Source organism: Spiribacter pallidus, from assembly GCF_040838495.1.
In the GTDB taxonomy this organism is placed as follows: Bacteria; Pseudomonadota; Gammaproteobacteria; order Nitrococcales; family Nitrococcaceae; genus Spiribacter; species Spiribacter pallidus.
This window is the reverse complement of the sequence record NZ_JBAKFM010000002.1, coordinates 343,496-368,934: the sequence shown is the minus strand read 5'-3', so window position 1 is coordinate 368,934 and position 25,439 is coordinate 343,496. Positions and strand designations below refer to the sequence as shown.

The window sequence follows — 25,439 nt, the reverse complement described above, 5'->3', positions numbered from 1 at the left end:
AAGGGTCCTTTGGCTGTGTTGAGTCAGGCATTGACCGCCACCGACGCCGCGACGGGCGACGGGTCGGCACCTGATAGGTTGCGTCGAGCACGTCCGAAGGCTGCCAGCAGCTCATCCCGCATGCCGGCAAAGCCTGGACGGCCCGGTTGCCTCGGTGGGGGCATACGGTTATCGATCAAACTATGTATACGACCGGGCGCTCGCTCCATCACAGCGATGCGATCGCCCATGATCACGGCCTCGTCGAGATCGTGGGTTACCTGAATGAGGGTGATGCCCTGTTCGGCGACGATCGAGAGGACCTCCGCCTGAAGGTCGCTGCGCGTGAAGGTATCGAGGGCCGAAAAAGGCTCGTCGAGCAGGATCACCGACGGCGACACAACCAGCGATCGCGCCAGGGCGACCCGCTGCTGCTGCCCGCCGGAGAGATCCTGCGGGCGCGCATCGACCCGATCCCCTAAGCCGACGCGCTCGAGCATGGCCGCCGCGCGGTGGCGTCGCTCCCGACCGGCTCCCGCGAACTCCAGCCCGAGGGCCACATTGTCGACGATGGACAACCAGGGATAGAGCGCGGCGCGCTGGAACATAATATTCCAGCGCGGATTGGGTGCCCGGACCGGCTCGTTGCCGATTGAAACCGTCCCGGTGGAGGGCATCACCATACCGGCGATCATGTGGAGCAGCGTCGATTTGCCACAGCCGCTTTCACCGACGATGGCCAGCGTTTCGCCCGCGTCAACCCGAAGATTGACATCCGAGAGCACGGGTTCAGCTTGTTTATTGAAGCGATGCGTGAGTTCGGCAACATGCACAGACGTGGACACAGGTCGACTCTCGATGGCGATTGAATGCTGCGCCACGCTAAGGGCTACTCTGCCCGATGAAAACGATTATTTTGGCATATGGTTATAAAAATTCTCGGGTTAGCTTTTTTCTGAATATCATTAGCGCAATTCAATATTTCCGTCCTTCAACCCCCCACCGATAGCCTCTGCGCTGTTCCAAAAACCGAGGGTGATAAACATGGCGTCAGTCAGCGAGGCAGTTACAACCACGCCAGAGGATGTTCGAAGCCTGGTCGAACAGACTCTGGCTCCGCTTGCCGGGTGCATTGATCGGGATGGGCTATATCCGGCCGACTTCATGCACAGCCTCGGCGCCTATGGGTCATACAGCCGACATATCCGGAACAACGGATACGACTTCGGGGCGGCGGTTGATTCAATTGCGCAGGTATCCAGGGCGTGCATGTCGACCGGGTTCTGCCACTGGTGCCACAGCGCGCTGGCCTGGTATCTGGACAACGCCGAAGAGCCCGCTACCCGCGCGAAATGGCTTGGCCCGGTGGCGAGCGGACAACTTCTGGGCGGCACCGGCCTGTCCAACGGCATGAAAAACGTGGCGGCTATCGAGGAGCTCAAGATCCATGTCGAGCGGGTGAGCGGCGGGTATACGGCCAGTGGCACGTTGCCATGGGTGTCGAACCTTGCGGAGGGACACGTCTTCGCGGCCGTTTTTCTCGAACCCGCAACGGGTCGCAAAGTGATGGCCCTTGTCGACTGCTCGCAGGCTGGCTTTGAGCTGAAACAGTGTGCCGAATTCATCGCCCTTGAAGGCAGTGGCACTTATGCCTGTCACTTCAATAAAGTCTTCATTCCGGATGACCAGGTCATCAGCCATGATGCCGCGACGTTTCTGCCACGCATACGGGCAGGCTTCGTGCTGCTTCAGATGGGCATGCCGCTGGGAGTCATCGAGAGTTGCATTGAGATCATGGAAGCCATGAACCGGACCCATGCGCATGTCAACGCGTATCTGGATGACCCGCCTGAGACGTTGCGAGATGAACTCGAGGATTTACGCATGGCGGTGAACACCCTGGCCGAGGAGGTCGCCGGAAGCTCGGGTGACGCCCTCTTCAGGGATGTGCTCCAGGTCCGTGAGCGAGCCTCGACGTTGAGCTTACGGGCCTCGCAGGCGGCGATGCTGCATGCCGGTGCACGAGGGTATCTCGCCGACTCACCGGTGCAGCGAAAGCTACGTGAATCCTATTTCGTCGCGATCGTGACGCCAGCGATCAAGCATATCCGTAAGGAGTTGGCCCGTCTGGAGGCCGCCTAGATCATGCCGTCACCCAACGAGCACGGACCACGTCAGTACATCTGCGTGGTCTGCGGCTACATTTACGATGAGCGCGAGGGCGACCCGGAGGGTGGTTTGCCACCTGGCACGCGCTTCGAAGACATTCCCGATGACTGGGTCTGCCCCGACTGCGGCGTAAGCAAAGCCGATTTTGTACCCCTGGAAGCAGCGGCCGCCGACCGGCCGGCAACGACTCCCGAGCAAACCGCCGTCGTATCGGACGCCAACCAGACCGTGATCGTTGGCGCCGGTATGGCGGGATGGGCTGCCGCGGAGTCGCTACGCCAAGCCGATCCCGCCCGCTCGATTGTGTTAATCACTGCCGATAGCGGCGATTATTACCCCAAGCCGCGGCTTTCCACGGCGGCAGGCGAAGCGCTAGAACCGGACGCCCTCATCCTCAAAAAGGGCATTGAGCAAGCCGCCCAGCTCGGGGTCTCGCTCTTGAGCCAGACACGGGTGCTGCGCATCGACCGTAAACGAAGGCGGGTCATCACACCCCGCGGTGGCGTGCCCTATGCAAAACTTATCCTAGCCTGTGGCGCGCGTCAGAGAACCCTGCCTGATACCGGCGAGGCCGACAGCCAGCCGCTCACGGTCAATCATCTGGCGGACTATCGAAAACTGCGATCTGGCATCGACGGCAAGACCGCTAGAGTCCTTATCATCGGCGGCGGACTCATCGGGTGTGAATTCGCCAACGACCTGACAGTGGCCGGGCACCACGTGACGATGCTGGAACGTGCAGACTATCTCTTACCCGGCCTGATTCCCGCAGAGTTAGCCCAGACGCTGCGCGCTCGACTCGAGGCATCGGGTGCCACCATTCAGACCGGCTGCAGCCTGGTGACGCTGAAAGGCACGCGCGAAACCGGTTTTCTGGCGCGATTCGACAACCACAGCACCTGGCAGGGTGACATGGTGGTCAGCGCCCTCGGCCTGATCCCCAATCGCGGGCTGGCCGCCGATGCCGGACTGGCCACAGGCCGCGGAATCACCGTCGACGAACGGCTTCGCACCAGTGACGCCGATATCCATGCCCTCGGCGATTGCGCGGAATTCGAGGGCATCTTGCGGCCCTACGTCCGTGCCCTGCGGCGCCAGGCCGAGGTCATCGCCGCGGCCCTGAGCAGCGATCCCAGCATCGACACCTACACTGGCTCGCCGGATACGGTGAATATCAAAACAACGCTCTACCCAATCGCTGTTCGCACACCGCCTCATGCCGGCGAGTGGCAACCCATCGACACCCACCAGTGGATCCACCGCAGCGACGGGCGCTGCACCGGCTTTGCGCTGGGCGGTGGCGCCGTCGCCGAGAGCAAACGCGCCGAACGCTGGATCGGTGAGCCGGCGTAAGCTCTTAGCCTGTGTTGTCACCGGGACCTCGGTCGGATAGCGTGCGAGGCTGTCCACGGAGGGGCCGCCGATGTCCGACACACTGCTGCGCCAATTGATGATGCTGCGCCGGATCCCGCGCCATCCACGCCGCATCACCGCACAGGATCTCACCGCTCATCTGGCCGATCAGGGCTATCCGGTCACCGAGCGGACCGTCCAGCGTGATCTGCTCACCCTCTCGGGCCGGCTTTTCGGGTTGGTCCTGGATGATCGCTCCCGGCCCCATGGCTGGTGCTGGGATCGGGACGCGGCGCAGATCGACATCCCGGCGATGGAGCCGCAGACGGCCCTGGCGTTCAAGCTTGCAGAGCATTTCACCGGCCAGCTCATGGCGCCATCCACACTCAATGCCCTGGCGCCCTATTTTGCCCAGGCCGAGCAGGTCCTCGCCGACACCCCCAGCCCGGTGCGGACCTGGCCGGAGAAAATCCGCACCATCACCCGCGGCCAGAGCCTGATCCCGCCGGCGATTGACCGCGAGATCCTGCACACGCTCTATGAAGGGCTATTCAACGACCGTCAGGTCGAGGCCCGGTATCAGCGCCGCTACGACGGACAGACCCGGGACTATGTCATCAGCCCGCTGGGGGTGGTCTTTCGTGACGGGGTGGTTTACCTGGTCTGTCAGCGCAACGGCCGCGAGGGCATCGTCCACCTTGCCATGCACCGCTTCCTGAACGCCCGGGTCACCGAGACCCCCGTCCACCGGCCGACCGATTTTGATCTGGACGCCTATGTGCGAACCGGCGGACTGGATTTCCGTTTAAGTGACGGGGTGATTGAACTGGAGCTGCGGGTGGCCGCCGAGACGGCCGTCCATCTGCAGGAAACCCCGCTGAGCCAGGATCAAACAATGGATCCGCTCGACAACGGCCACCAGCGGCTGCGGGCAACGGTGCCGGACACCGCCCAGATCCGCTGGTGGCTGCTGGGTCTGGGCGACAATGTCGAAGTCATCGCCCCTGCTTCACTGCGCGAGGCAATCCGCGACCGGCTGAGTGCCGCGCTCGACGCCTATCAATGACCACCCCGTCGGCGGCGGCCGCTACCGGGTCGAGGATCCGGTCGGGTCGAGGATCACTTTGGGGGCGGCGCACCGACCATCGACGATCTCTGCAAACGCCGTCGCCCCCTCGGCCAGCGGACGTTCCTCGATCCAGGCAAGCGCACCAAATCGCCCCCCAGCCAGCCACTCGACGGTCTCGGCAAAGTCCACCATCGTGTAGGTGTAACAACCGATGAAGGTGATCTCTTGCAGCGTCATCCGCCGGATGTCGAGCCCTTCGAGACCGCCCTGCAGCCCCGGATGGATGATCACCCCGCCGGCCCGGGCTTTGTCAGAGGCAATCCTTCGCGTGGCTTCACCGCCCACGGCGTCGACCACCAGATCGCATCCGCCGGCCCCCGAGAGGGCTGCATCATCCGCTGATCGGACCTCCAGGCCCGGTTCTGCGCTGAGCACCTCGCGTCGCAGCGGATTAGCCTCGAGTACAACAACCCGCCCCAGGCCCCGGGCGCGAAGCACGAGTGCCGCGCCCAGGCCGATCGCCCCGCCACCAATGACAAACGCCGTTCCGGTGGAGAGGTTGGAATCGATCTGCGCCAGCGCAAGCCGGACGGCGTGATAGGCCACCGCCATCGGCTCGGCCAGCGCCGCCTGGGCGATGCCAAGCGCGTCCGGGACGGTGAACAGATTGGTGTACGGCACAGCGATATATTCGGCGAATGCGCCCTCACGCGGGGGCATGGAGAGAATCTCGCGATCGGGGCAGAGGTTCTGCCGCCCCGACAGGCACGATCGACAGCGCCCGCAGGTCACCAGCGGATTAACCGCAACGCGCCGGCCGGCGTCCGGGCCGCTGACCACGGTACCCGCTGGTTCATGGCCAAGGATGAGTGGCGCCGGACGCCGATCGTCGTGGCCGTGATACGCATGCAGATCCGAACCGCATATCCCGACCCGCTCGACCCGGACAAGCGCTTCGCCCGCCTCCGGCCGGGGATTTTCGAGATCACGAAGTCTCAGCTGCTGCGGTCCCTCATAGACAAGCGCTTGCATGGGCATCCCTACTTGGCCGTGAATCCACCGTCGACGAACAATGTCTGCCCGGTGATGTAATCGGAAGCCGGTGATGTCAAAAACACCGCGGCACCGTGCAGGTCTTCGAGCTCACCATTACGGCCAATGGCCGTCTGGGCGGCGTTGCGCTCGGTCCGGGCCGGGTCGTCAAAAACCGCCTCGGTCAGGGGTGTGCGAAAGAACCCGGGCGCGATCGCATTGCAGTTGACCCCCTGGCTCGACCAGGCCTCGGCCATGGCCCGTGTCAGCTGGACGACACCGCCCTTGGCCGAGCCGTAAGGCACGCTGTCCGGGAAGGCCCTCACGGACTGGAGCGAGCCGATGTTCAGCACCCGCCCCCAACCATGCGCCATCATGCCGGGGACCAGAGCCTGGGCCAGAAAAAAGGGCACACCCAGGTTGAGCTCGATGGATCGACGCCAGCTGGCGGGACTGACGGCCTCGGCACTTTGCCGGTCGTTAATCCCCGCTGCATTGACAAGGATATGCGGCGCCCCAAACGGCTTGCCGAGCCGGTCGGCCCCATCGGCAACGGCATCCATATCGCCGAGGTCGAATGGACAGGCCGCGGCACGCCGCCCGCGTGCCTCGATCTGCTTGCATGTCTCGGCCAGACCGGCTTCTCTTCGGGCAACGCAAACCACATCCGCGCCGGCGCTAGCAAGGGCAACGGCCAGGCTCTGACCGATCCCGCTGCTCGCCCCGGTGACCACGGCCACCCGGTCAACAATACCGAAACGCTCGACAATCCCCATGGCGCTTAGGCTTTTTGAAGGTCGAACGTTTCTTCCGGAAAGTATTTCGCTAACCGGACATCCGCGGTGCGTGCGTGACCTTCCATCCCTTCACTGCGTGACATCCTTGCCGTCACGCTCGCCACATCACGGGTGGCTTCGCGGGTCATGCGCTGGTAAGTCACCGGTTTGACGAACTTGGCCACGCTCAAACCGCCGGTATATCGGGGTGCCCCCTTGGTTGGCAGGATATGGTTGGTGCCGGAGGTCTTGTCACCATAGGCCACGGTGGTTTCCTCGCCAAGAAACAGACTGCCGTAGTTGCGCAGCCGATCCAGCCACCATTGCAGATCCTCGGCCTGCACCTCCAGATGCTCGGGGGCGTACTGATCACTCACCGTCGCGGCCTCCTCGCGGGTGCCCGCCAGAATGACCTCGCCGTACTCCCGCCAGCTCTGCTCGGCATGATCGCGATTGGGCTGGGGCAGCGCATCAATGACCTCGGGGACGCGCTGGATGACCTGCTCAGCGAGCTTTTTCGAGGTACAGACCAGCCATGCGGGGCTGTTGGGGCCGTGTTCGGCCTGGCCCACTAAGTCTTGAGCGACGATTTCCGGATCGGCGCTGTCGTCGGCAATCACGAGGATTTCCGACGGACCGGCAAACATATCGATGCCGACCTGACCGAACAGCAGACGCTTGGCCTCGGCCACGAACTGATTACCCGGCCCGACGAGGATATCCGCCGCGCGGGTGCCGAAGTGTCCATACGCCATGGCCGCGATGCCCTGCACCCCGCCCATGGTCAGCACCACGTCAGCGCCGCAGAGTTTAAGGGCATAGAGCACCGCCGGGTGGATGCCGCCCTCACCCCGCGGTGGCGAGCAGGCTGCGACGTGCTCGACACCCGCCGCGCGCGCCGTGGTGACGCTCATGATCGCCGAGGCAACATGGCAGTAGCGGCCACCCGGGACGTAACAGCCAACCGACTCCACCGGGATGAGCCGCTGGCCGGCAAAAACCCCTGGCGAGACTTCGGTTTCGAACTCCTTGTGGCTGTCGCGCTGCGCCTCGGCAAAGCGCCGCACACGCTCATAACTGCGGTGGATATCCGCCTTCAGCGATTCCGGAACCTGATCCGCCGCCGCATCGATCTGCGCCTGCGAGACCACCACGTCCCCATCCCAGCCATCCAGCTCCCGGGCATAGGCAAGTGCCCGCGCTTCGCCACCGTCCCGGATCTCATCGAGCATACGCAGGACAATCGACTGGACATCGCTATGGTCGCTTGCCGCGGTCTTTTTTGCTTTTTTGAGATAAATCATCTATCTCGAACTCCTTTGTATCGTGATAACGGACAAATTACTGAACCGCCCAGAGCGAGAGCTGTGGGACGAATGCCAGCAACAGGACCACCGTCAGCATGGCGAAGACGTAGGGCAGGGCCCGACTGGCGATAGAGAGAACGGATGTACCCGTTAGTCCGGATACAACAAACAGATTCAGCCCGAGTGGCGGTGTAATGAATCCAACACCAAGGGCGGTGACCATCATGATGCAGAAGTGCACTTCGTGCATGCCGATGGACTGGGCAAGCGGGAACAAAAGCGGGCTGAGGATAACGATATTGGGCGTCGCCTCCATGATGCACCCCGCCACAATGAGCATGCCGATCATCATCAGAATGATCAGCCATGGCTCATCGGTAATGCCGTTGATGACGCCAACGAACCCCTCGGCCACATCCAGTGCTCCGAGGGTCTGAGCGAACGGCAGAGAAACCGCGATGATCGGCACGATAATGCCGTTGACTTTGGCCGAACTCTGAAGAATGTCCGGCAGATCCGAAATATCGAGCGTCCCCTGCGTCAACCCGATGATCAGGCTGGATATGACCGCCACCGCCGCCGCCTCGGTGGGCGTGAAAATGCCGGTGTAAATGCCACCCAGAATGATCACCGGCACCATCAACGCATAACGACCATCGACAAGCGCCCGGCCGAGTTTTCGCCAGTCGAAGCGCCGATCCGACGATTCATAACCGTGGATGCGGTTGAGAATGGCGTTGGTGAGCATGATCGAGACCAGCACCAGCACCCCGGGCACGACCGCTGCGACGAACAACGTCGACGCCGAGACCCCGAGCACGAGCCCGATGATGATGTAGGCAATGGACGGCGGGATGAGAATCCCCGTACAGGCGCCAGAGGCGACCAGCGCACAGGCGCGGGCCGGCGGGTAGCCCTCGTCGATCAACCGACCGATGGTCATCCGGCCCACCGCGGCCGCACCGGCGGCATCCGACCCGGATATGCACGAGAAAAAGCCACACCCCAGGACGGTGGCGCTGCCAAATCCGGAGCGCACGCCGCCGGTAATGGCGTCGGCGATATCCAGCAGTCTTGCCGATAGACCGGTGCGGACGAGCACGTCTCCGGTGAGGATGAACAATGGCACCGCAATCAGTGCAAACGCATCGATCCCCTCAAACAGCGAGTCGCCCAGCAGAGAAAGCGGCAGGGCCCCGCTCCAGATCAGCATGACCACGGTGCCCAGACCGATGGATACCCAGATGGGCACCGCCAGGACAACCAGCACCGCGATGAAAATCAATGGTCCGTAGAATTCCCAACCCAGGTTGGTGGCGTACTCCGGAAGGTCGTAGAACATGTCCGGCTCCTAATCGAAAAGCTTCCGGCCTTCAAAAACGGGCCGCCCCGCCTTGAAGTCACCAAAATCCCGGGCCATGCACTGGATGACCCGCACGACCACCAACGCGAACCCGAGTGGGACAGAAATCAAAAAAAACGCCATGCTGACCCGCAGCCCATGGCTGACCGACCCAAACTCGATTGAGGTCATGACCGGGTGCATGGACCAGTAGAGCGCGAACACGGCGAATACCAGCGTGGCCAGATCGCCCAGAAAGTAGATCGACGCTTTGCCGCGTGGCGGCAGCCACTGGATGATGACGTTAATCCGGATATGCGCTCGGTCCCGGACGGCCGCAGCCGCACCGATCCAGACCAGGTAGATAAAGGCATAACGTGCGATTTCTTCGCCCCAGATCGATGAGTAGGAAAGAAGAAACCGACGCAGCACTTCCATACCGATCGTCGCCACGATCATTCCGTAGAAAGCGAGCAGCAGCCATCGCTCGGCACCCCGGTCGATGCCCTTGATCAGTCCGTACATATACGGCCTCTTAAGGTTCTATCAGTGAAGCGGTGCCACCCCCGGCGGAGGTGACACCGTCGAGCGGCCCGACTAGACGTCGTTGACGTAGAAACGCCCACGAGTGTTGGCCGCTTCCAGCAAGGCATCGAAGTCGGCAATCGAACCGGCCAGCTCCGTTTTAAAGCTGTCCCAGTCCGAATTCTGGTGACCGGCCTTCTCCACCCACTGACTGAGCTCGTCGTCGGTGGGGTTGTAGAACTGCACCCCGGCCTTTCTGAGCTCGGCCATGGCGTAGGCACGCGCCGCCGGCACCTGGGCCAGGTTCTGCTGCATGGTCACCTCGCTGGCGTACTCGATGCCGTCCTGGACACCGCTTGGGAGGCTGCGGAACCACTCCATGTTGCAGGAATAGACCTGCGAGTCCGGCACCGCCTTGTTGAAGGTGACCCACGAGAGGACATCCTTGAACCCGAAGACCTCCAGCGCCTCCACCGAGGGATCCAGCGCATCGGCCACGCCCTGTTTAATGGCGCTGGGAGTTTCACCCCAGGCCACCGGCGTTGGGTTGGCACCCAGCATCCGGTAGAACTGCTGGAGGATTTCCGAGCCGGGCACCCGGAATTTGATGCCTTCCATCTGGTCCGGGGTCCGGATCGGTCCATCGCCGCCCCGGCGCAGCGCAACCACCCGCGGATCGATGGTGACGTACCACAGCGGTTTGAACCCGTTCTGCTCCACGACACTGTCGACCCGGCTTTTCCAGGCATCCGAGGTGACGAGGTTGACGAAATTCTGGTTTTCACCACACCAGTAAGGGAGATTGATCAGGTCAACCGCCGATGCAAACGGTGCGAAGTTGGCAAGCGAGTGCTGTGCCGCCTGAATCGTCCCGCCCTGGACCTTCTGCGCGAGACTGCCACCGGCACCAAGCTGCCCACCCGGGGCCAGCTTCACGTACACACGGCCATTGGTCATGTTCTGGATGTTCTCTTTGAACGACCGTTGCATGATCGGGTAAGCACGAGAGGCGCCCAGGACATAGGCAGTGGCGATGGTCATGGTGTGATCGGCGGCCGCCTCGCGTTCACGCTCTTCTTGCTGCGACTGCGCCATGGCCGAATCGGAGAAAAGGCTGCCGCCGGCGAGACCCAGGACGGCTGTGGTGAACCCGTATCGACGAACCGCCCGCAGGAATTGCCGGCGCTCTGGATCGGTCGGGCTCGAATGATTTTTTTCGTCAAACATGATCTCTCCCCTGAATCGATTTGGTTTTGGAGAAGTCCGCCGCAACGAGAAGCAGCACGACGGCGAGGAAGAGCGTTAGGACTTCGGCCGTGCGCGGCAGAAAGCCATCTGAGAGCAGGCCCTGGGCAGCGCCTGCCTTGGCGACCAGCACATCCGCGATGTAGACCGATACCGCCGCCAGAGAACCACGCAGGCTCCACCGCCGAAGGTGTTGACGTTTATCCATACTGTCTCCTCCTCACATAAGCCCTTTTTGTAAGCGCTTACATTTTTGACCGTATCTTCACGTCTCGACACTGTCAAGTCACCCCCGGTACGCTGGCGGATACCTGACTTAAAGCCTTTCAACAACAGGCGCGAGAGGCTGCTTTGGTAAGCAAGCGATTACAAAAAGGCCGAAAACTCCCGACCCTATCGGACGTTGCCCGACGCGCCGAGGTATCCACCGCGACCGTCTCCCGGTATCTCAAAAGCGACGACAGCATCAAGCCGGCCCTGAGAGAGCGGGTCTCGAGAGCCATTGCCGAGCTGGATTATGTCCCGCATGGCGCCGCCCGGGCTCTTGCCAGCCGGCGGTCCCATACAATCGGTGCAATCATCCCGGCGCTCGATAATCACATCTTCGCCGTCGCGGCCCAGTCAATGCAGCATCACCTTGATCCGGCCGGATACACCCTGCTTTTGACCAACACCGACTATGACCCCGAGCGCGAGCTCAACCAGCTGCGCAGCATGATCCAGCGCGGCCTGGACGGGGTGTTGCTCATCGGCCAGCAGCACACCGCGAGCGTCTATGAACTGCTCGCGCAGCAGCGCATCCCCTATCTCAATGCCTGGGTATTCGACCCCAGGAGTGATCACCCCACCCTGGGCTTTGACAACGCCGAGGGGGCGCGCCGGGTCACGCGTTATCTGCTCGATCTGGGACACCGCCACATCGCCATGATTGCAGGTCAACAACATGGCAACGACCGCGCCGCGCAACGGGTACAAGGGGTTCGCGAGGCGCTGGCAGAACGTGATCTGAGCCTCCCTGCCAAGCTTTTCCGCGAGGTGCCCTATACCATCGCCGCGGCACGGAGGGCCTACTTCGATCTACATCAGACCGCACCCGAGGTCACCGCGGTCATCTGCGGCAATGACATACTGGCCATGGGGGTGTTGTTCGAGTGCCAGCGACTTGGCGTCGAGGTTCCGCGGGATCTGTCGATAACCGGATACGATGACATCGACATTGTGGGCGATATGACCCCGGCGCTCACCACCGTCCACGTCCCCGCCCGGACCATAGGCCGACGCGCCGCCGAATCGCTGCTGCAGCAGGTCAACGGCGAGCCGATCGCGCAACCCATTCGACTGGATGCCGATCTCGTGGTGCGCGACTCATGCGGACCGCCCCGAAAGACCGCCTGAAAAGCGCCGCCCAACGGCCGACCGATGCCTCACACTCCGCCAAGGCGTCGAGCTACGGCGCCAGCCACTGTCCCGCCCAGTCATCTGATCGATGGAACCGCGCCCGCCGGTGCTGATATCCCAGATGGAGCAGCTCCATGGACTCGACGGTGAGCTCGAGCACGGCAAAGTCATCGAAGTTGGGCACGCGTTGGTAGCCAAGTCCCTCATCGATAGGCCGGGCCGGCCCGGGCAGCGTGCCGTAGTTGCAGCGGGCGTGCTCGGGTATGCGCTGCCAGAGGTCTGCCACCGGCTCGCCGGTGCGCACGGCCACTCCGGCAAGGATGCGCAGCTGCAGGTGGGCATCCTTGTCCCAGATATGGAGCGCGGCATGGGGATGCGCCCCGACCTCCGCCACCTTGGGCGCATGCCGGTCGGTGTAGACCCGCAGGATACCCGCCTGGGGGTCGGCGGCGCGCAGCACCACGGTGCGGGCCTGGGGCATGCCCTGGGCGTCCACCGTGGCCAGGGTCGGGTGACGGCCGGCGGCGCGGCGGTCATTCACCCCCCGCACCAGCCGCTTCCAGCCCTGCGAATGCAGATCCGGCAGGGACCGAGCCCATTCGTGCAGCGCCTCGGCCATGGGCCTACCGCGACTCCACTTCGCGCCAGAGCTGCTGGACAAACTGCAGGTCATCGCCCTTGAGGCTGGGGATGAACCGCAGCACCGCCATTTCCTCGTCGGTGGCCGTGATCGGCGGCTCCTGGAGGATGGGCTCGAGCATCGGCAGTGCCGCCTCGTTGGGGCTTGAGTAGTAGTTCCAGTTCGAAAGCTGCGCCCCCACCTCGGCATCGAGGATGAAGTCGATGAACGCATGGGCCAGCGCGGGATTGGGGGCCTCGGCGGGGATCATCATGTTATCCACCCAGATCTCGGCGCCCTCTTCGGGGATGACATACTCGATATCGGCAAAGCCTTCCGGGTCTTCGGACTTGTAGAAAAGATAATCGCCGTTGTAGGTCATACCCGCCGCCACCGAGCCGCGCACCAGCTGCTGGAGCACCGGTGTGCCCTGGATGAACCCGGCAAAGTTGTCGCGCTGCTTGGCGGCGAGCACCTCGCGGGCGGCGGCCTCGAGCGCATCTCGGCTTGTGCAGTCGTAGTCCGCGCCCTGATAGGCACAGGCCGCGCCCAGGGCCACCTGGCTGTCCTCGGCCACGGCAAAGGGCTGGTCCGAGTTGAGCGCCGGGTCGAAGAGCACGCCCCAGGTGGCGGGCACCTCGCCCAGGGCGGCTTTGTCATAGACAAGCCCGGTGGTTCCCCACTGGTAGGCGGCCGAGTAGCGATTGCCCGGGTCGAACGCCGGGTCGATGAACTTATCAAGCAGGTTGTCGAGGTTGGATAGCTTGTCGTGATCGAGCGGCTGGACTAGCCCCGAGTCGATCAGCCGCGGGACAAAATAGTTGGACGGGACGATGACATCGTACTGACTGACGCCGCCGGCCTGGAGCTTGGCGAACATCTCGCCGTTGGAGTTGAAGTAGTTCTCCACCACTTCGACTCCGTATTCGGTTTCGAAGGCCTCGATGATCGAGGGGTCCATATACTGCGACCAATTGAATAGATAAAGCGTCTCACCCTCGAACTGGGCGACAGCCGGCGCAGCGGCCAGCGACAGAATCAAAGCGGCAAGATGCCGGCGCAGCAGCGAAGATCTCATCATGCCCATCTCCTTTGGGGTTAACGGTTTTTGCCCGCGGGGCGACGGGCCATCAGGCTGACCGCCGCCATCAAAAACACCGCCACGATCAGCAGCGTGGCCACGGCGTTGATCTCGGGTGTCACGCCCTTTTTGATGGCGCTCCAGATAAAGATTGGTAGTGTGGTGCTATCCGGCCCGGCGGTAAAGAAGCTGATGACAAAATCATCAATGGAAAGCGTCAATGCCAGCAGCAGGCTCGAGGCGATTGCGGGCATCAAAACGGGAATCAAGAAAAACCGCGCCCGCTGCCAGGGCCGGGCATAGAGATCGTCGCAGGCCTCGAAAAGCTGCGGGTCGAGTGCAAGCAGCCGGGCGTTGACGAGCAAGGCCACGAACGGCACCTGAAAAGTGACATGGGCGATCAACATGGTGCCGAGGCCCGGCGCGAGCAGCCCCAGCCAGTCGTTGATGGCCACAAAGAAGGTCATCTCGGCAATGCCGAAGATAATATCCGGCATGATCACCGGCAGATAGATCAACCAGATCAGCCATCCCCAGCGCCGCAGGCGATAGCGATAAAGCCCGTAACCCAATGCCCCGCCGATCACCACCGCAATGGCCGTCGAACCCACCGCCAGCACCACGGTATTGGCCATGGCGTCGAGGATGGCCTCGTTGCCAAAAAGCTGCCGGTACCACTTGAGCGAGAACCCCGCGAACCGGGCCGATGAGTTGATGCTGTTAAACGAGTAGAAAACCACCACCGCCAGCGGGGCATACAAAAAGAGGAGCAACAGATACCAAAAGCCGCGCAGGGTCATGTGACCGGCCCGGGCGCTCACAGCACCACCTCGCGGTCGCCGCCAAGCCGCCGACCCAGGTCGCGCAGGACCTTCAGCCCGATGAGCGTGACCACGATCATGATCAATGCCCCGGCGGCGCCCAGGGGCCAGTTGCCTGCCTGGGTGAACTGCCGGGCGACAAAGTTGCCGACCATCAACGAACGACCACCGCCGAGCAGTTCGGTGACGACATACATTCCAAACGCCGGGATGGCCACCAGCACCGTGCCGGCCATCAGCCCCGGCAACGTCTGCGGTAACACCGCATGGCGAAACACCGCCCAGGGTGTGGCATACAGATCGCGAGCAGCCTCGACCTGCGGGGTGTCAAGGCGCTCGAACGCCGCATAAAGCGGCAGAATCATGAACGGCAGAAAGTTGTAGACAAGCCCGACAATGACCGCAAAGCGCGACGGGAAAAGCCCCATCTCCGGGGCAATCAGCCCCAGCGCTGCGGCCAGGTCGGAGACCGGGGTACCGGGGGCGAAAATGTTCATCCACCCCACCGAGCGGATGACCTGGTTGGTCCACGACGGCACCACCACGGCAAGCAACAGCACCGGCCGCCAGGGCACGGGTCGGGTGGTGATGTAGTAGGCCGCCGGATAGGCGATGAGGATCACCACAATGGTGGCCAGCAGCGTCTGGCCGATCGAGCGCAGCAAGGTGTAGAGATTGCCGGGGCTCCAGCCCAGAAACCCGAATCCTGCCAGCTCGCGAAATGCCTGCAGGCTGACCGGGCCGGTGGGTAGGCCGTAGGGGCCGGTACTCAAAAAGGCCATCCCCACCAGATAGATGCTGGGCAGCACCAGAAAGACGGTGATCACCCCCACCCCCGGGAGCAACGTTAGCAAAAGCTGCCTTGAATCGCCCCGCATGCGAGCCACCCGCGACGCTAACCCGCGACCACCGCCAGACCGGCGGGCGCCACCGTGGCGTTGACCTCGGCGCCGGGCTCGAACCCCTCGGCGGCGGGATCGGATGCCCGGGCGATGAGGGTGTGATCGCCACAGGCGATGCGATACTCGGTGCTGCCGCCCCGGTAGACCCGGCCGACCACCTGTGCCGGGATCGCGCTCGGCCCGGCCGCTTGACGCCGCCCCAGGCTGATCGCCTCGGGGCGGATGAGCAGATGGCCGCCCTCGGCAAACGCGCCGGCGAAATGCCCGATGGGAGTGATAACGCCATGTTCATCCCGGCCGGTGACCGCGAGGAGGTTTTCATGGCCCATGAACTCGGCGACGAACCGAGTGGCGGGTTGTTCGTAAATCGCCGGTGGCGTGCCCACCTGGGCGATGCGTCCGCGATCCAGAACGGCGATGCGATCGCTCATGATCATCGCCTCTTGCTGGTCATGGGTGACAAAGACAAAGGTCATCCCCAGGCGATGCTGGAGTTCGCGCAGCTCGAGCTGCAGCCGACCGCGCAGCCCGGCATCCAGCGCCGAGAGCGGCTCGTCTAAAAGCAGCACATCCGGTTCGTTGACCACCGCCCGGGCCAGCGCGACCCGCTGGCGCTGGCCGCCCGAGAGCTGATCCACCGGCCGGTCAAGCAACGTTGTGATGCCGGTCAGCCCGGCCACCGAGTCGATGCGCTTTTCAATAGTGACCGCATCCAGACGCTGCATCTCGAGCCCAAAGGCGATGTTGCGGCGGACGTTGCGGTGCGGGAAGAGCGCGTACGACTGGAACACCGTATTCACGCTACGCCGATGGGCCGGCACCCCGGCCATGGCGCGCCCGCCGATGCGCACTTCACCGGCGCTTGGTGTATCCAGACCCGCGAGAATGCGAAGCAGCGTGGTCTTGCCGCAGCCCGACGGCCCCAGCAGCGTGAAGAACTCGCCCGCGGCGATGTCCAGATCCACGCCATCCAACGCCCGGTGGCCGTCGGCAAAGCGGCGCACCAGGGCGTTGATCTCGATCGATGACGATGGGGTGGCTGTCTGCTTGCTCAACAGTCCGCCTCCAGGGCTGCGCCAGGCAAAGTCCACCAGTGTATCGAATCGCGCGGCCAATTGCCGGTATCCGGCCTGACCCGGTCGCGGGGCTAGGAGTTCGCCGGCAGCAGCGCGCGTTCGCGCTCCAGTCGTTGGCGGGCGCCGGAGCAGACGATATCGCAGAGCTCGAAGATAAACGGCGCCGTGATGCCGAAATAGGCCCGGTTGCCGTCCTGGCGGCGCCCCACCAGGCCGTTGGCCCGCAGAATGCCCAGGTGTTTGGAGACATTGGACTGACTGGCCTGGGTGGCGCCGGCGATCTCGCCCACGGTGTGTTCGCCGGATTGCAGGCAGTGGAGGATACGAAGCCGCTGGGCATCACCGAGGATGCGAAAGTACTGAGCGATGATTTCCATGGATTCGGCGGACCCCGCCGGAGAAGCTTCTGATGTCGCCATGCCGGATCTCCCCGGAGAATACGATGTTCCAAGCATAGCGCATCGTTTCGATATTTACTATATGACTATCCAGTTATATAGTAATGACAAATTGCTGCCAGAGGACCGGACATGGGCCGTTGGATTGCCAACCAAGCCATGACACACCCACGAATGGTGTTCATTGCCACCCTGCTGATGACGTTGCTGGGGACGGCGCTGATCCCGCTCATCCAGATCGACACCGACCCGGAGAACATGCTCCCGGCGGATCAGCAGGACCGCGTCCGGCACAACCTCATCAAAGCGCAGTTCAACCTCCACGACATGATCGTGGTGGGTGTGGTCAACGACGAGCAGGCCAATGGGGTTTTCACGCCCCGCTCGCTCGCCGGCGTGCACCGGCTCAGCGACGCCATCGCCGACATCGATGGCGTCATCCGGCGCGATCTGCTGTCACTGGCCACGGTGGATAACATCGAACAGGCCGGCCCCGGCACCATCCGCTTTGAGTGGATGATGAACACCCCGCCCGAGACCCAGGCCCAGGCGGATGCGATTCGCAAGGCCACGCTGGATCTACCGCTTTTCCGCGACACACTGATCTCGGGCGACGGCGAGGCCACCGCCATCTATGTACCGATCGAATCCAAGGACCAGAGCCACCGGATTGCCGGCGAGATCGAGACGATCATCGCCGGGCTCGAGACCGGCGATGACTACCACATCACTGGCCTGCCCGTAGCCGAAGATACCTTTGGTGTGGAGATGTTCATCCAGATGGCCATATCTGCACCCCTGGCCGCGCTGGTCATCTTTGCACTGATGTGGTGGTTCTTCCGCTCGGTAACACTGGTCATCGCCCCCATGCTGATGGCCTTTGCCGTGGTGCTTACCACCATGGGCTCACTCATCGGGCTGGGCTACACCGTGCACATCATGAGCTCGATGATCCCCATCTTCTTGATGCCCATCGCCGTGGTGGATTCGGTGCACATCATCTCGGAGTTTGCCGACCGCTACCGCCCTGGGCGGGACGCCCGCCAGACCATGGCCGAAGTGATGGAGCATCTTTTCACCCCCATGCTCTACACCTCCATCACCTCGGCGGTGGGCTTCGCCTCGCTGGCCTTCACCCCGATCCCGCCGGTGCAGGTTTTCGGGCTTTTTGTGGCCGCCGGCATCCTGCTGGCCTTTGCACTGACCGTGATCTTTATCCCCGCCTATACGGTGCGGCTCAAGCCCGAGCGCCTGGCCGCGCTGCAGCAAAGCGCCAACCGGCCGGCGCCGGATCACACCCTGCTGGCCCGGGGGCTCGCGGGCCTGGGGCGTTTGACACTGGCCCGCTCCAAACTGGTGGTTGGCGCCTTTGCCCTCGCCCTGGCCGCTGCGGGTGTAGGCATCAGCCAGATCACGGTCAATGACAATCCGGTGCGCTGGTTTCAGGAAGACCACCGCATCCGCGTCGCCGACCGGGTGCTGAACGAGCACTTTGCCGGCACCTACAGCGCCTATCTGCGGCTTGAGTCCGACGTCGCCGCGGCGGCACCGGCGGCCTTCGAGCAGCGGACCAACGACGTGTTGCGCGAGGCGGAAAGCGAGGGTGTCAACATCCAGACGGCGTGGCAGTCGATGCGCGACAACGCCGCCGACCCGGATGATTTCAGCGCCCATCTTGATGACCTGGCGCTGGCGGTGGATGACCGGCTTTTCAACGCCAGCGACGCGGCCTATCCACATTGGCAGGCGATGCTCGAGGTCATCGATGAAATCCGCGGGCAGCTGAACTTCTTCCAGCGCCCGGAGATCCTGCGCTATATCGCCGATTTCCAGGCGGCCCTGGCCGACAGCCCCCAGGTGGGCAAGGTCAACACGCTGGCCGATCTGGTGCGGACGGTCTACCGCGAACTGCGAAGCGGCGAGGCCGAGGATTATCGCATCCCCGACAGCCGCCGGGCGGTTGCCCAGACCCTGCTGAGCTTTCAGGGCTCGCACCGGCCCCATGACCTCTGGCGGATGGTCACCCAGGATTATCAGGCCGCCAATCTCTGGTTGCAGCTGAGCAGCGGCGACAATCAGGACATGCAGGCCGTGGTCGATCGGGCCCGGGCCTATGTCCAGGCCAACCCCCTGCCCGAGGGCGTGACCATGAGCTGGGGCGGACTCAACTACATCAACGTTGTCTGGCAGGACGCCATGGTCAAGGGCATGGCGCAGAGCCTGGCCGTGGCCTGGGTGGTCGTGGCGGTGATGATGCTCATCCTCTTCCGCTCGCTGGTCTTCGGCCTGCTGGCCATGGTGCCGCTGACTGTGAGCATTGCGCTGATCTATGGCGTGGTCGGGCTGATTGGCAAGTACTACGACATGCCCATTGCGGTGCTCTCGTCGCTGACACTGGGGCTCTCGGTGGACTTTGCCATTCACTTTATCGAACGAAGCCGCGAGTTCTACCGCCGCACCGGGCGCTTTGGCGAGAGCATGCGCGCCATGTTCCAGGAACCCGCCCGGGCCATCAGCCGCAATGCCATTGTGATTGCCGTGGGCTTTCTGCCCCTGCTGGCCGCGCCGCTGGTGCCCTACAACACCGTCGGCATCTTTCTTGCCAGCATCATGGCGGCCTCGGCCCTGGCCTCGATCATGCTGTTGCCGGCGATCATGAACATCGCCCGCCGACTCATCATGCCGGAGCGCACCCCCGCGCCGGCTGCTGCGCAGGAGGAAGGATCATGAAAAAACGCCTTGTCATGCACCTGGGCCTGGTGTTGCTCGCGCTGGGCCATGCCAGCGTGGCCGTCGCGGCCATGGAGGATGCCCGCGCCATCGTCGAGCGCGCCAATGTCGCCTCGTACTATGCCGGTGACGACGGCCGCTCCGCGGCCCGCATGCTCATCGAGGATGGCAACGGCAATCGCCAGCAGCGTCAATTTACGTTGCTTCGCAAGGACGTCAGCGATGGCGGGGATCAGCGCTATCTGGTGGTCTTCAGCCGACCGGCGGATATCCGCGGCACGGTGTTTCGTGTCGAAAAGCATGTCGGCGCAGACGATGACCGGTGGCTCTATCTGCCGGCACTGGATCTGGTCAAACGCATTGCTGCCGGTGACAAGCGCACCAGCTTCGTTGGCTCGCACTTTTTCTACGAGGATATCTCCGGACGCGGGCTCGATGAGGATAACCACCGCCTTGTCGAGACCACCGACGCGCACTACATCATCGAAAGCACACCCAAGGCACCGGACGAGGTGGCCTTTGCCCGCTACCGGACCTGGATCGACCGCGAGAGCTTTCTGCCCATGAAAACCGAGTATCAAAGGGAATCCGGCGAGGTCTACCGACGCATGGAAGTCACCCGGGTCGAGACCATCGACGGTTATCCCACCGGCACCGAGGTACGGATGAGTGACCTCGACAGCGGGGGTTACACCATTACCCAGTTCCGCTTCTCGCAATACGATGTGGGACTGCCGGATGACATTTTCTCCGAGCGGTCACTGCGCAACCCACCCCGCCGCTGGCTGCGCCGCAGCGAATGATGGTCCGGTTGACTGGCAATACCCGCGGCTACCGGCCGATGGTCGGTGCCCTGTTGATCCTAGCCCTGGGGCTTGCGGCGGCACCGGCATGGGCGCAGCAGACCTGGTCCGGGACGCAATCGACGGAGGACGACTGGGGCGGCGACGACTGGGGCGACGACCCCTGGGCGAGCGAGCAGACCGGCTGGCAGTGGTACGGCTTTGTCGGGGGCGCTGCGGCGGCAAGGCTGCACAATGACCCCGCCGTGGACGAGGACTACCCCCTGGCCGAGACTCGGCTGCAGATCGAAGGCGAGCGTGTGCTGGGCGACTACACCGCCACGATCAAGGGCGATGTGTGGCTAGATGGCGTCGAAGACGGCGGCCGTGGCGATCTGCGCGAGGCCAACCTGCAGGGCCGGCTGACCGACGCCATCGATATCGAGGCCGGCCGCCAGATACTCACCTGGGGGACCGGCGATCTGGTTTTCCTCAACGACCTCTTCCCCAAGGACTATGTCAGCTTTTTCAGCGGCCGCAACGATGAATACCTGAAAGCACCCAGCGATGCGATCAAGCTCTCTTTCTACGGCGATGCCAACCTGGATGTGGTCTACACGCCGCGGGGTGAGGCCAACCGGTTCATCACCGGCGAGCGGCTGTCGTATTTCAGCCCGCGCCGCGGGGCCGTGACCGCCGCGCCCCCGGCCATCGATCCGGACGAGCGCGACGATTGGCTGGATGACAGCGAACTGGCGCTGCGGCTTTATCAGACCGTTGACGGGGTCGAGTACGCCGGCTATGCATTTCATGGCTACGACAAACAGCCCAGCGCAGTCGACCCGGCCACCGGCACCCCGTACTTTCCGCGTCTGAGCGTGCTGGGCGCGAGTCTCCGGCGGCCGGCCGCCGGTGGCATCGCCAACGCCGAGACTGCCTACTATTTTGCCGACGACAGCGGCGGCGATGACCCCAACCGGCCCAACGAGCAGTGGCGCTTTCTGTTTGGCTATGAACACGAGCCGCTGGCCGATCTGACCCTGGGCTGGCAGTACTATCTGGAATGGACTCAGGATCATGATGCCCTGATTGATGCGACCCCGGCCGACCAGCGCCGCTATGCCCCGGATGAATATCGTCATTTGCTGACCAACCGGGTGACCTGGCAGCTGCTGCGGCAGGATTTGACGATCAGCCTGTTCAGCTTTTTCTCGCCCTCGGACGCCGATTACTTCTTTCGCCCCCAGGCCGAATATCGCTTCAGTGACCGGTTGACCGGCACCGTGGGTGGCAATGTCTTTGGCGGCGAGGATCCGTGGACTTTCCACACGCAGTTGCAAGACAACAGCAACGCCTATGCCCGCATCCGCTACAACTTCTAGGAGGAAGCAATCATGACTGTGAACGAAGGACTTCGCGCGATGGCCGGATTCTTTGTCCTGCTGAGCCTCGCCCTGGGCACCTGGGTCCATCCGGGTTGGTATCTGTTCACCGCCTTTGTGGGGGCCAATCTATTGCAGTCGGCATTCACCCGCTGGTGCCCGGCCATGGCGGTGCTCAAGCGCATCGGCTTTCGCGATGATGAAAGCGTTGGCCGGACGGCCTGAGCCGGCCGACAGGGCCCGGCCGATGCCTTAGTCGTGGCGGTTCTGCAGATAGTCGCGAAAGGCCGGCCCGAGATCCGGGTGCTTTAAGCCGTACTCCACCGTGGCCTGCAGATAGCCGAGCTTGTCGCCGCAGTCATAGCGAGTGCCCTCGAACTCATAGGCGAGGACCGGTTCGTCGCGCATGAGCGCATCAATGGCGTCGGTGAGCTGGATCTCACCGCCAGCGCCCGGCCGGGTCTGGCGCAGCTTGTTGAAGATGCTGCCATTGAGGATATAGCGCCCGACCACGCCCAGGTTGGATGGCGCTTCGCTGGGGGCTGGCTTCTCGACAATACCGCGGAGCTGGCCAAGGCGGGGTTCCATGGCGGTGACATCCACCACCCCGTAGCGATCGGTGTGCTCGGCCGGGACCTGCTGGACGCCGATGATGCTGGCTACCTGCTCGTCGTAGCGCTGCACCATCTGAGCCAGACAGCCATCGCCGGTGTCATCATCGATGAGATCATCGGCGAGAATCACGGCAAAAGGCTCGTCACCGACCGCCGGTTCGGCGCAGAGCACTGCATGTCCCAGGCCCAGGGCCTCGGACTGGCGGATGTAGATACAGGCCACATGCGAGGGGATGATATTGCGCACCGCCTCGAGCCGATCGAGCTTGCCCGATTCTTCAAGCTCGGTTTCCAGTTCATAGGCCTTGTCGAAATGGTCGGGGATGCTGCGTTTGTTGCGACCGTTGACAAAGATCAGCGTCTCGATACCCGCCTTGACCGCCTCTTCGGCCGCATACTGGATCAGTGGCTTGTCGACGACGGGGAGCATTTCTTTGGGGTTGGCCTTGGTCGCCGGCAGAAATCGGGTCCCCAGGCCCGCCACCGGAAAAACCGCTTTGCGAATGCGTTTTGCCATTGAACCGTTCGCTCCTTCGACAACGTTGCAAAAGCGTAAACCAAGCCGGACGCCCTGTCAGGCGTCCGGCCCGTGCAAAGCGGCCGATCCATCGGCACAAAAAGGCGCGATGGCCGATCACTCAAGCGTCACGTCATCGCGGATCGCCTCGAGGGTGGCATCACCGATGCCCTTGACCCGGGTGAGTTCGACCTTGCGCTGATAAGCCCCGTTGGCCTGCCGGTCTTCGATAATGGCCTCGGCCGTTGCCGGGCCGACGCCCTCGAGCGCCTGCAATGCCTCACGATCGGCCTCGTTGACGTTGACCGGCAGCGTCGTGGCGCCGGCCATCGCCGGGACAAAGATCAGGCTCAGCAGACTGGACGTGGCTCTCACTGCCATGATGACCTCCTGTGGTTGCGTCGGTTGGAGACCATCACGCTATTGCGCAATCCAGTCGGTTTATGTGAGCCCCATCTCAGCGCGCAAATCCATCAGGGCGACGATGGGGTCATCGGCCCGGGTTATGGGCCGGCCCACCACCAGATCCGTGGCGCCGGCCGCGAGGGCTGCCGCCGGGGTCATGATCCGTCGCTGATCATTCGCCGCCGATCCAGCCGGTCGTATCCCCGGGGTGACACGGCGGAACGCCGAGTGGGTCTTAGCCTCAACCGCTGCCGCTTCCTGCGCCGAGCAGACCACACCGTCCAGGCCGGCCGTGTGCGTGAGGGCGACCAGACGCGCCACCGCCGCGGCGGGCCGTTCGGACAACCCCACTGCCTCGAGGCTCTGGGCGTCGTGGCTGGTGAGGATCGTCACGGCAATGAGCCACGGCCGCTGCCGGCCGAGCGGCTCCAACGCCTCGCGGGCAGCCGTCATCATGGCCGCTCCCCCCAGCGCATGGACGTTGACCATCCACACCCCCAGATCCGCTGCCGCCCGGCAGGCGGCGGCCACGGTATGCGGAATATCGTGGAATTTGAGATCCAGAAACACATCCCAGCCCTCGGCCACCCATCGACGGATCGCCTCCGGGCCGCCGCGGACGAAGAGCTCTTTGCCCACCTTGAGCCTGCAAAGCTCGGGAGACAGCCGGCGCACCAGGGCGTCCGCCCGAGCCGGGTCGGCAAAATCCAGCGCCACGATGGGTGGCTCGGCGGCGCGGTGGCTGTTCATTCCCCCTCCAGTCCGCGACGTGGTTTGATGGTCGCCCAGCCCCGACACCCAGGGCATTGCCAATGCAACTGCCGGGCTTCAAAACCACAGCTTACACAGGCATAGGGCAACCGGTCGCTCAGCAGCGCCCGAAAGAGCTCGCGCAGGACCCCCAGGTCACGCTGACGCCGGCGGTCGCTGTCGGTGTTATCGATATTGAGCGCGATCAACCGATCGAGCCCCCGGACTGAAGGGCGCTCTCGCAGCTGCGTCGCCAGAAACTCGATTGCCGCCTTGCCTCCCTCGCGGGCCTGGATAATGTCGCTGAGCTTGAGGATGACCGACACGCCCGGGTAGCGACTGAGCAACCGGCGAAGGTCGTGGGCGAACTGATCCGATGCATCCAGCGCCTGGTAACAGCGCTCGAGCCGTGGAAGCACCTCGGGGATATAGTCGACATCCTGGGTCTCGACCTGCAGACAGGCTCGGATCGCCTGACGCCAGCGGCTTTGGCGCTCTTCGAGATCGCTTTGCAAAAGCGAGGCGCGCACGCAATTGCGGTCATAGCTCCAGGCCCTTCGCAGCAGTGAGCGAATCTCGCCGGGCTCGGCGTGATCGCGCATCCGCGCCTCGGCCTGCTCGCAGGCAAACTGGGCCATCACCGGCCCCAGCGACTCGCCGGTGCTGCGCTGCAGCTGGCGGGCGATATCAATGGCAGACTCCCACTCCTTTTCCTGCTGGTAGATATCGAGCAGCGAGCGAAGGGCCGTCGCGCGGTGCTCGGGCAGATCCATGGCTTCACGGAACAGGCTCTCGGCGCGATCGAGCAGACCCGCGGCCTGATAGTCCCGCGCCAGTTCTACCAGTGCGGCGGCGCGCTGTTCGGGCGCGAGGGAGGGCCGGGCGATCAGATTCTGGTGGATACGCACCGCCCGATCCGCCTCGCCGCGGCGGCGAAAGAGGTTACCCAGGGTGAGATGCGTCTCGACGGTGTCCTCGTCGAGCTCGACCATGCGGGTGAATACCTCGATGGCCCGGTCGGGTTCTTCGTTGAGCAGGTAGTTGAGCCCCTGGAAGTAATCGCGGGACAGCGACGGGGCCGGCTTTTGCGTGGTCTGTCCGCGCCGGCCGATCCACCAGCCGGAGAGGGCTGCCAACGGGAGTAGCAGCCAGAGCAGATACCACATG

26 protein-coding genes are annotated in these 25,439 nt (G+C 63.4%); 8 read left to right on the top strand and 18 right to left on the bottom strand.

What is annotated here, in order from left to right; genetic code table 11:
• Positions 1-23 precede the first annotated feature (23 nt).
• Positions 24-824, bottom strand: coding sequence for an ABC transporter ATP-binding protein (locus tag V6X73_RS05145; protein WP_367958661.1), 801 nt, complete (start codon positions 822-824; stop codon positions 24-26).
• A gap of 199 nt (positions 825-1,023) precedes the next feature.
• Between V6X73_RS05145 and V6X73_RS05140 the strand changes: the two genes are divergently transcribed.
• The 3 genes from V6X73_RS05140 (at position 1,024) to V6X73_RS05130 (ending at position 4,567) form a co-directional block, all read left to right on the top strand.
• On the top strand, positions 1,024-2,121 hold the full coding sequence (locus tag V6X73_RS05140; RefSeq protein ID WP_367958662.1) for an acyl-CoA dehydrogenase family protein: 1,098 nt from the start codon (positions 1,024-1,026) through the stop codon (positions 2,119-2,121).
• A gap of 3 nt (positions 2,122-2,124) precedes the next feature.
• Positions 2,125-3,501 (top strand): FAD-dependent oxidoreductase, encoded by a 1,377-nt coding sequence (locus V6X73_RS05135; RefSeq protein WP_367958663.1) that lies wholly within the window; start codon positions 2,125-2,127, stop codon positions 3,499-3,501.
• Between the two features lie 70 nt (positions 3,502-3,571).
• Entirely contained in the window at positions 3,572-4,567 is a 996-nt protein-coding gene (locus V6X73_RS05130) for a helix-turn-helix transcriptional regulator (RefSeq protein WP_367958664.1), read from the top strand.
• A 21-nt stretch (positions 4,568-4,588) separates the two neighbouring features.
• Here V6X73_RS05130 and V6X73_RS05125 read toward each other — a convergent pair whose 3' ends face one another.
• From V6X73_RS05125 to V6X73_RS05095, 7 genes are all read right to left on the bottom strand, one after another.
• A complete protein-coding gene (locus V6X73_RS05125) occupies positions 4,589-5,602 on the bottom strand; it encodes a zinc-dependent alcohol dehydrogenase (protein ID WP_367958665.1) in 1,014 nt (337 codons plus the stop codon).
• Between the two features lie 8 nt (positions 5,603-5,610).
• Positions 5,611-6,378 (bottom strand): SDR family NAD(P)-dependent oxidoreductase, encoded by a 768-nt coding sequence (locus V6X73_RS05120; RefSeq protein WP_367958667.1) that lies wholly within the window; start codon positions 6,376-6,378, stop codon positions 5,611-5,613.
• A gap of 5 nt (positions 6,379-6,383) precedes the next feature.
• Positions 6,384-7,682, bottom strand: a complete 1,299-nt coding sequence (gene hisD / locus V6X73_RS05115) for a histidinol dehydrogenase (protein ID WP_367958668.1) — start codon at positions 7,680-7,682, stop codon at positions 6,384-6,386.
• A 37-nt stretch (positions 7,683-7,719) separates the two neighbouring features.
• Positions 7,720-9,027, bottom strand: a complete 1,308-nt coding sequence (locus V6X73_RS05110; protein ID WP_367958670.1) for a TRAP transporter large permease — start codon at positions 9,025-9,027, stop codon at positions 7,720-7,722.
• 9 nt (positions 9,028-9,036) lie between these two features.
• Positions 9,037-9,552: a TRAP transporter small permease gene (locus V6X73_RS05105; RefSeq protein ID WP_367958671.1), complete on the bottom strand. Its 516-nt coding sequence runs from the start codon at positions 9,550-9,552 to the stop codon at positions 9,037-9,039.
• A 72-nt stretch (positions 9,553-9,624) separates the two neighbouring features.
• The gene (locus tag V6X73_RS05100; protein ID WP_367958672.1) at positions 9,625-10,779 is read right to left on the bottom strand and encodes a TRAP transporter substrate-binding protein; all 1,155 of its coding nucleotides are present in this window, start codon (positions 10,777-10,779) and stop codon (positions 9,625-9,627) included.
• Positions 10,772-11,005 (bottom strand): hypothetical protein, encoded by a 234-nt coding sequence (locus tag V6X73_RS05095; RefSeq protein ID WP_367958673.1) that lies wholly within the window; start codon positions 11,003-11,005, stop codon positions 10,772-10,774. Before V6X73_RS05095 ends, V6X73_RS05100 begins: the two co-directional genes overlap by 8 nt.
• Before the next feature lie 143 nt (positions 11,006-11,148).
• Here V6X73_RS05095 and V6X73_RS05090 point away from each other — a divergent pair, with 143 nt between their 5' ends.
• Entirely contained in the window at positions 11,149-12,192 is a 1,044-nt protein-coding gene (locus tag V6X73_RS05090; protein ID WP_367958674.1) for a LacI family DNA-binding transcriptional regulator, read from the top strand.
• A 52-nt stretch (positions 12,193-12,244) separates the two neighbouring features.
• Here V6X73_RS05090 and V6X73_RS05085 read toward each other — a convergent pair whose 3' ends face one another.
• The 6 genes from V6X73_RS05085 to V6X73_RS05060 form a co-directional block, all read right to left on the bottom strand.
• Entirely contained in the window at positions 12,245-12,814 is a 570-nt protein-coding gene (locus V6X73_RS05085; protein ID WP_367958675.1) for a pyridoxamine 5'-phosphate oxidase family protein, read from the bottom strand.
• 4 nt (positions 12,815-12,818) lie between these two features.
• Entirely contained in the window at positions 12,819-13,895 is a 1,077-nt protein-coding gene (locus V6X73_RS05080) for a polyamine ABC transporter substrate-binding protein (protein WP_367958677.1), read from the bottom strand.
• Positions 13,896-13,912: 17 nt separating this feature from the next.
• Positions 13,913-14,716: an ABC transporter permease gene (locus V6X73_RS05075; RefSeq protein WP_367958679.1), complete on the bottom strand. Its 804-nt coding sequence runs from the start codon at positions 14,714-14,716 to the stop codon at positions 13,913-13,915.
• On the bottom strand, positions 14,713-15,570 hold the full coding sequence (locus V6X73_RS05070) for an ABC transporter permease (RefSeq protein WP_367958680.1): 858 nt from the start codon (positions 15,568-15,570) through the stop codon (positions 14,713-14,715). The genes V6X73_RS05075 and V6X73_RS05070 overlap by 4 nt, the downstream gene beginning before the upstream one ends.
• A 41-nt stretch (positions 15,571-15,611) precedes the next feature.
• Positions 15,612-16,673 (bottom strand): ABC transporter ATP-binding protein, encoded by a 1,062-nt coding sequence (locus V6X73_RS05065; protein WP_367958681.1) that lies wholly within the window; start codon positions 16,671-16,673, stop codon positions 15,612-15,614.
• 92 nt (positions 16,674-16,765) lie between these two features.
• Positions 16,766-17,113: an ArsR/SmtB family transcription factor gene (locus V6X73_RS05060; protein WP_367958682.1), complete on the bottom strand. Its 348-nt coding sequence runs from the start codon at positions 17,111-17,113 to the stop codon at positions 16,766-16,768.
• A 138-nt stretch (positions 17,114-17,251) separates the two neighbouring features.
• On the opposite strand from V6X73_RS05060, the gene V6X73_RS05055 reads away from it, so the two are divergent.
• The 4 genes from V6X73_RS05055 to V6X73_RS05040 are packed head-to-tail and all read left to right on the top strand — an operon-like array spanning position 17,252 to position 22,211.
• Entirely contained in the window at positions 17,252-19,822 is a 2,571-nt protein-coding gene (locus tag V6X73_RS05055) for an efflux RND transporter permease subunit (RefSeq protein ID WP_367958683.1), read from the top strand.
• A complete protein-coding gene (locus tag V6X73_RS05050; protein WP_367958684.1) occupies positions 19,819-20,625 on the top strand; it encodes an outer membrane lipoprotein-sorting protein in 807 nt (268 codons plus the stop codon). The genes V6X73_RS05055 and V6X73_RS05050 overlap by 4 nt, the downstream gene beginning before the upstream one ends.
• Positions 20,625-21,986 carry a hypothetical protein gene (locus V6X73_RS05045; protein ID WP_367981271.1) on the top strand — a complete coding sequence of 454 codons (1,362 nt, stop codon included), beginning with the start codon at positions 20,625-20,627 and terminating at the stop codon, positions 21,984-21,986. The genes V6X73_RS05050 and V6X73_RS05045 overlap by 1 nt, the downstream gene beginning before the upstream one ends.
• A 12-nt stretch (positions 21,987-21,998) precedes the next feature.
• A complete protein-coding gene (locus V6X73_RS05040) occupies positions 21,999-22,211 on the top strand; it encodes a YgaP family membrane protein (RefSeq protein WP_367958686.1) in 213 nt (70 codons plus the stop codon).
• A 27-nt stretch (positions 22,212-22,238) separates the two neighbouring features.
• Here the strand turns inward: V6X73_RS05040 and galU are convergent, their stop codons facing one another.
• The 4 genes from galU to lapB form a co-directional block, all read right to left on the bottom strand.
• Positions 22,239-23,117 carry a UTP--glucose-1-phosphate uridylyltransferase GalU gene (gene galU, locus V6X73_RS05035; RefSeq protein WP_367958687.1) on the bottom strand — a complete coding sequence of 293 codons (879 nt, stop codon included), beginning with the start codon at positions 23,115-23,117 and terminating at the stop codon, positions 22,239-22,241.
• A 117-nt stretch (positions 23,118-23,234) separates the two neighbouring features.
• Positions 23,235-23,498, bottom strand: a complete 264-nt coding sequence (locus V6X73_RS05030) for a ComEA family DNA-binding protein (RefSeq protein WP_367958688.1) — start codon at positions 23,496-23,498, stop codon at positions 23,235-23,237.
• 60 nt (positions 23,499-23,558) lie between these two features.
• Positions 23,559-24,272, bottom strand: a complete 714-nt coding sequence (gene pyrF, locus V6X73_RS05025) for an orotidine-5'-phosphate decarboxylase (protein ID WP_367958689.1) — start codon at positions 24,270-24,272, stop codon at positions 23,559-23,561.
• A complete protein-coding gene (gene lapB, locus V6X73_RS05020; RefSeq protein WP_367958690.1) occupies positions 24,269-25,438 on the bottom strand; it encodes a lipopolysaccharide assembly protein LapB in 1,170 nt (389 codons plus the stop codon). Before lapB ends, pyrF begins: the two co-directional genes overlap by 4 nt.
• Position 25,439 lies beyond the last annotated feature (1 nt).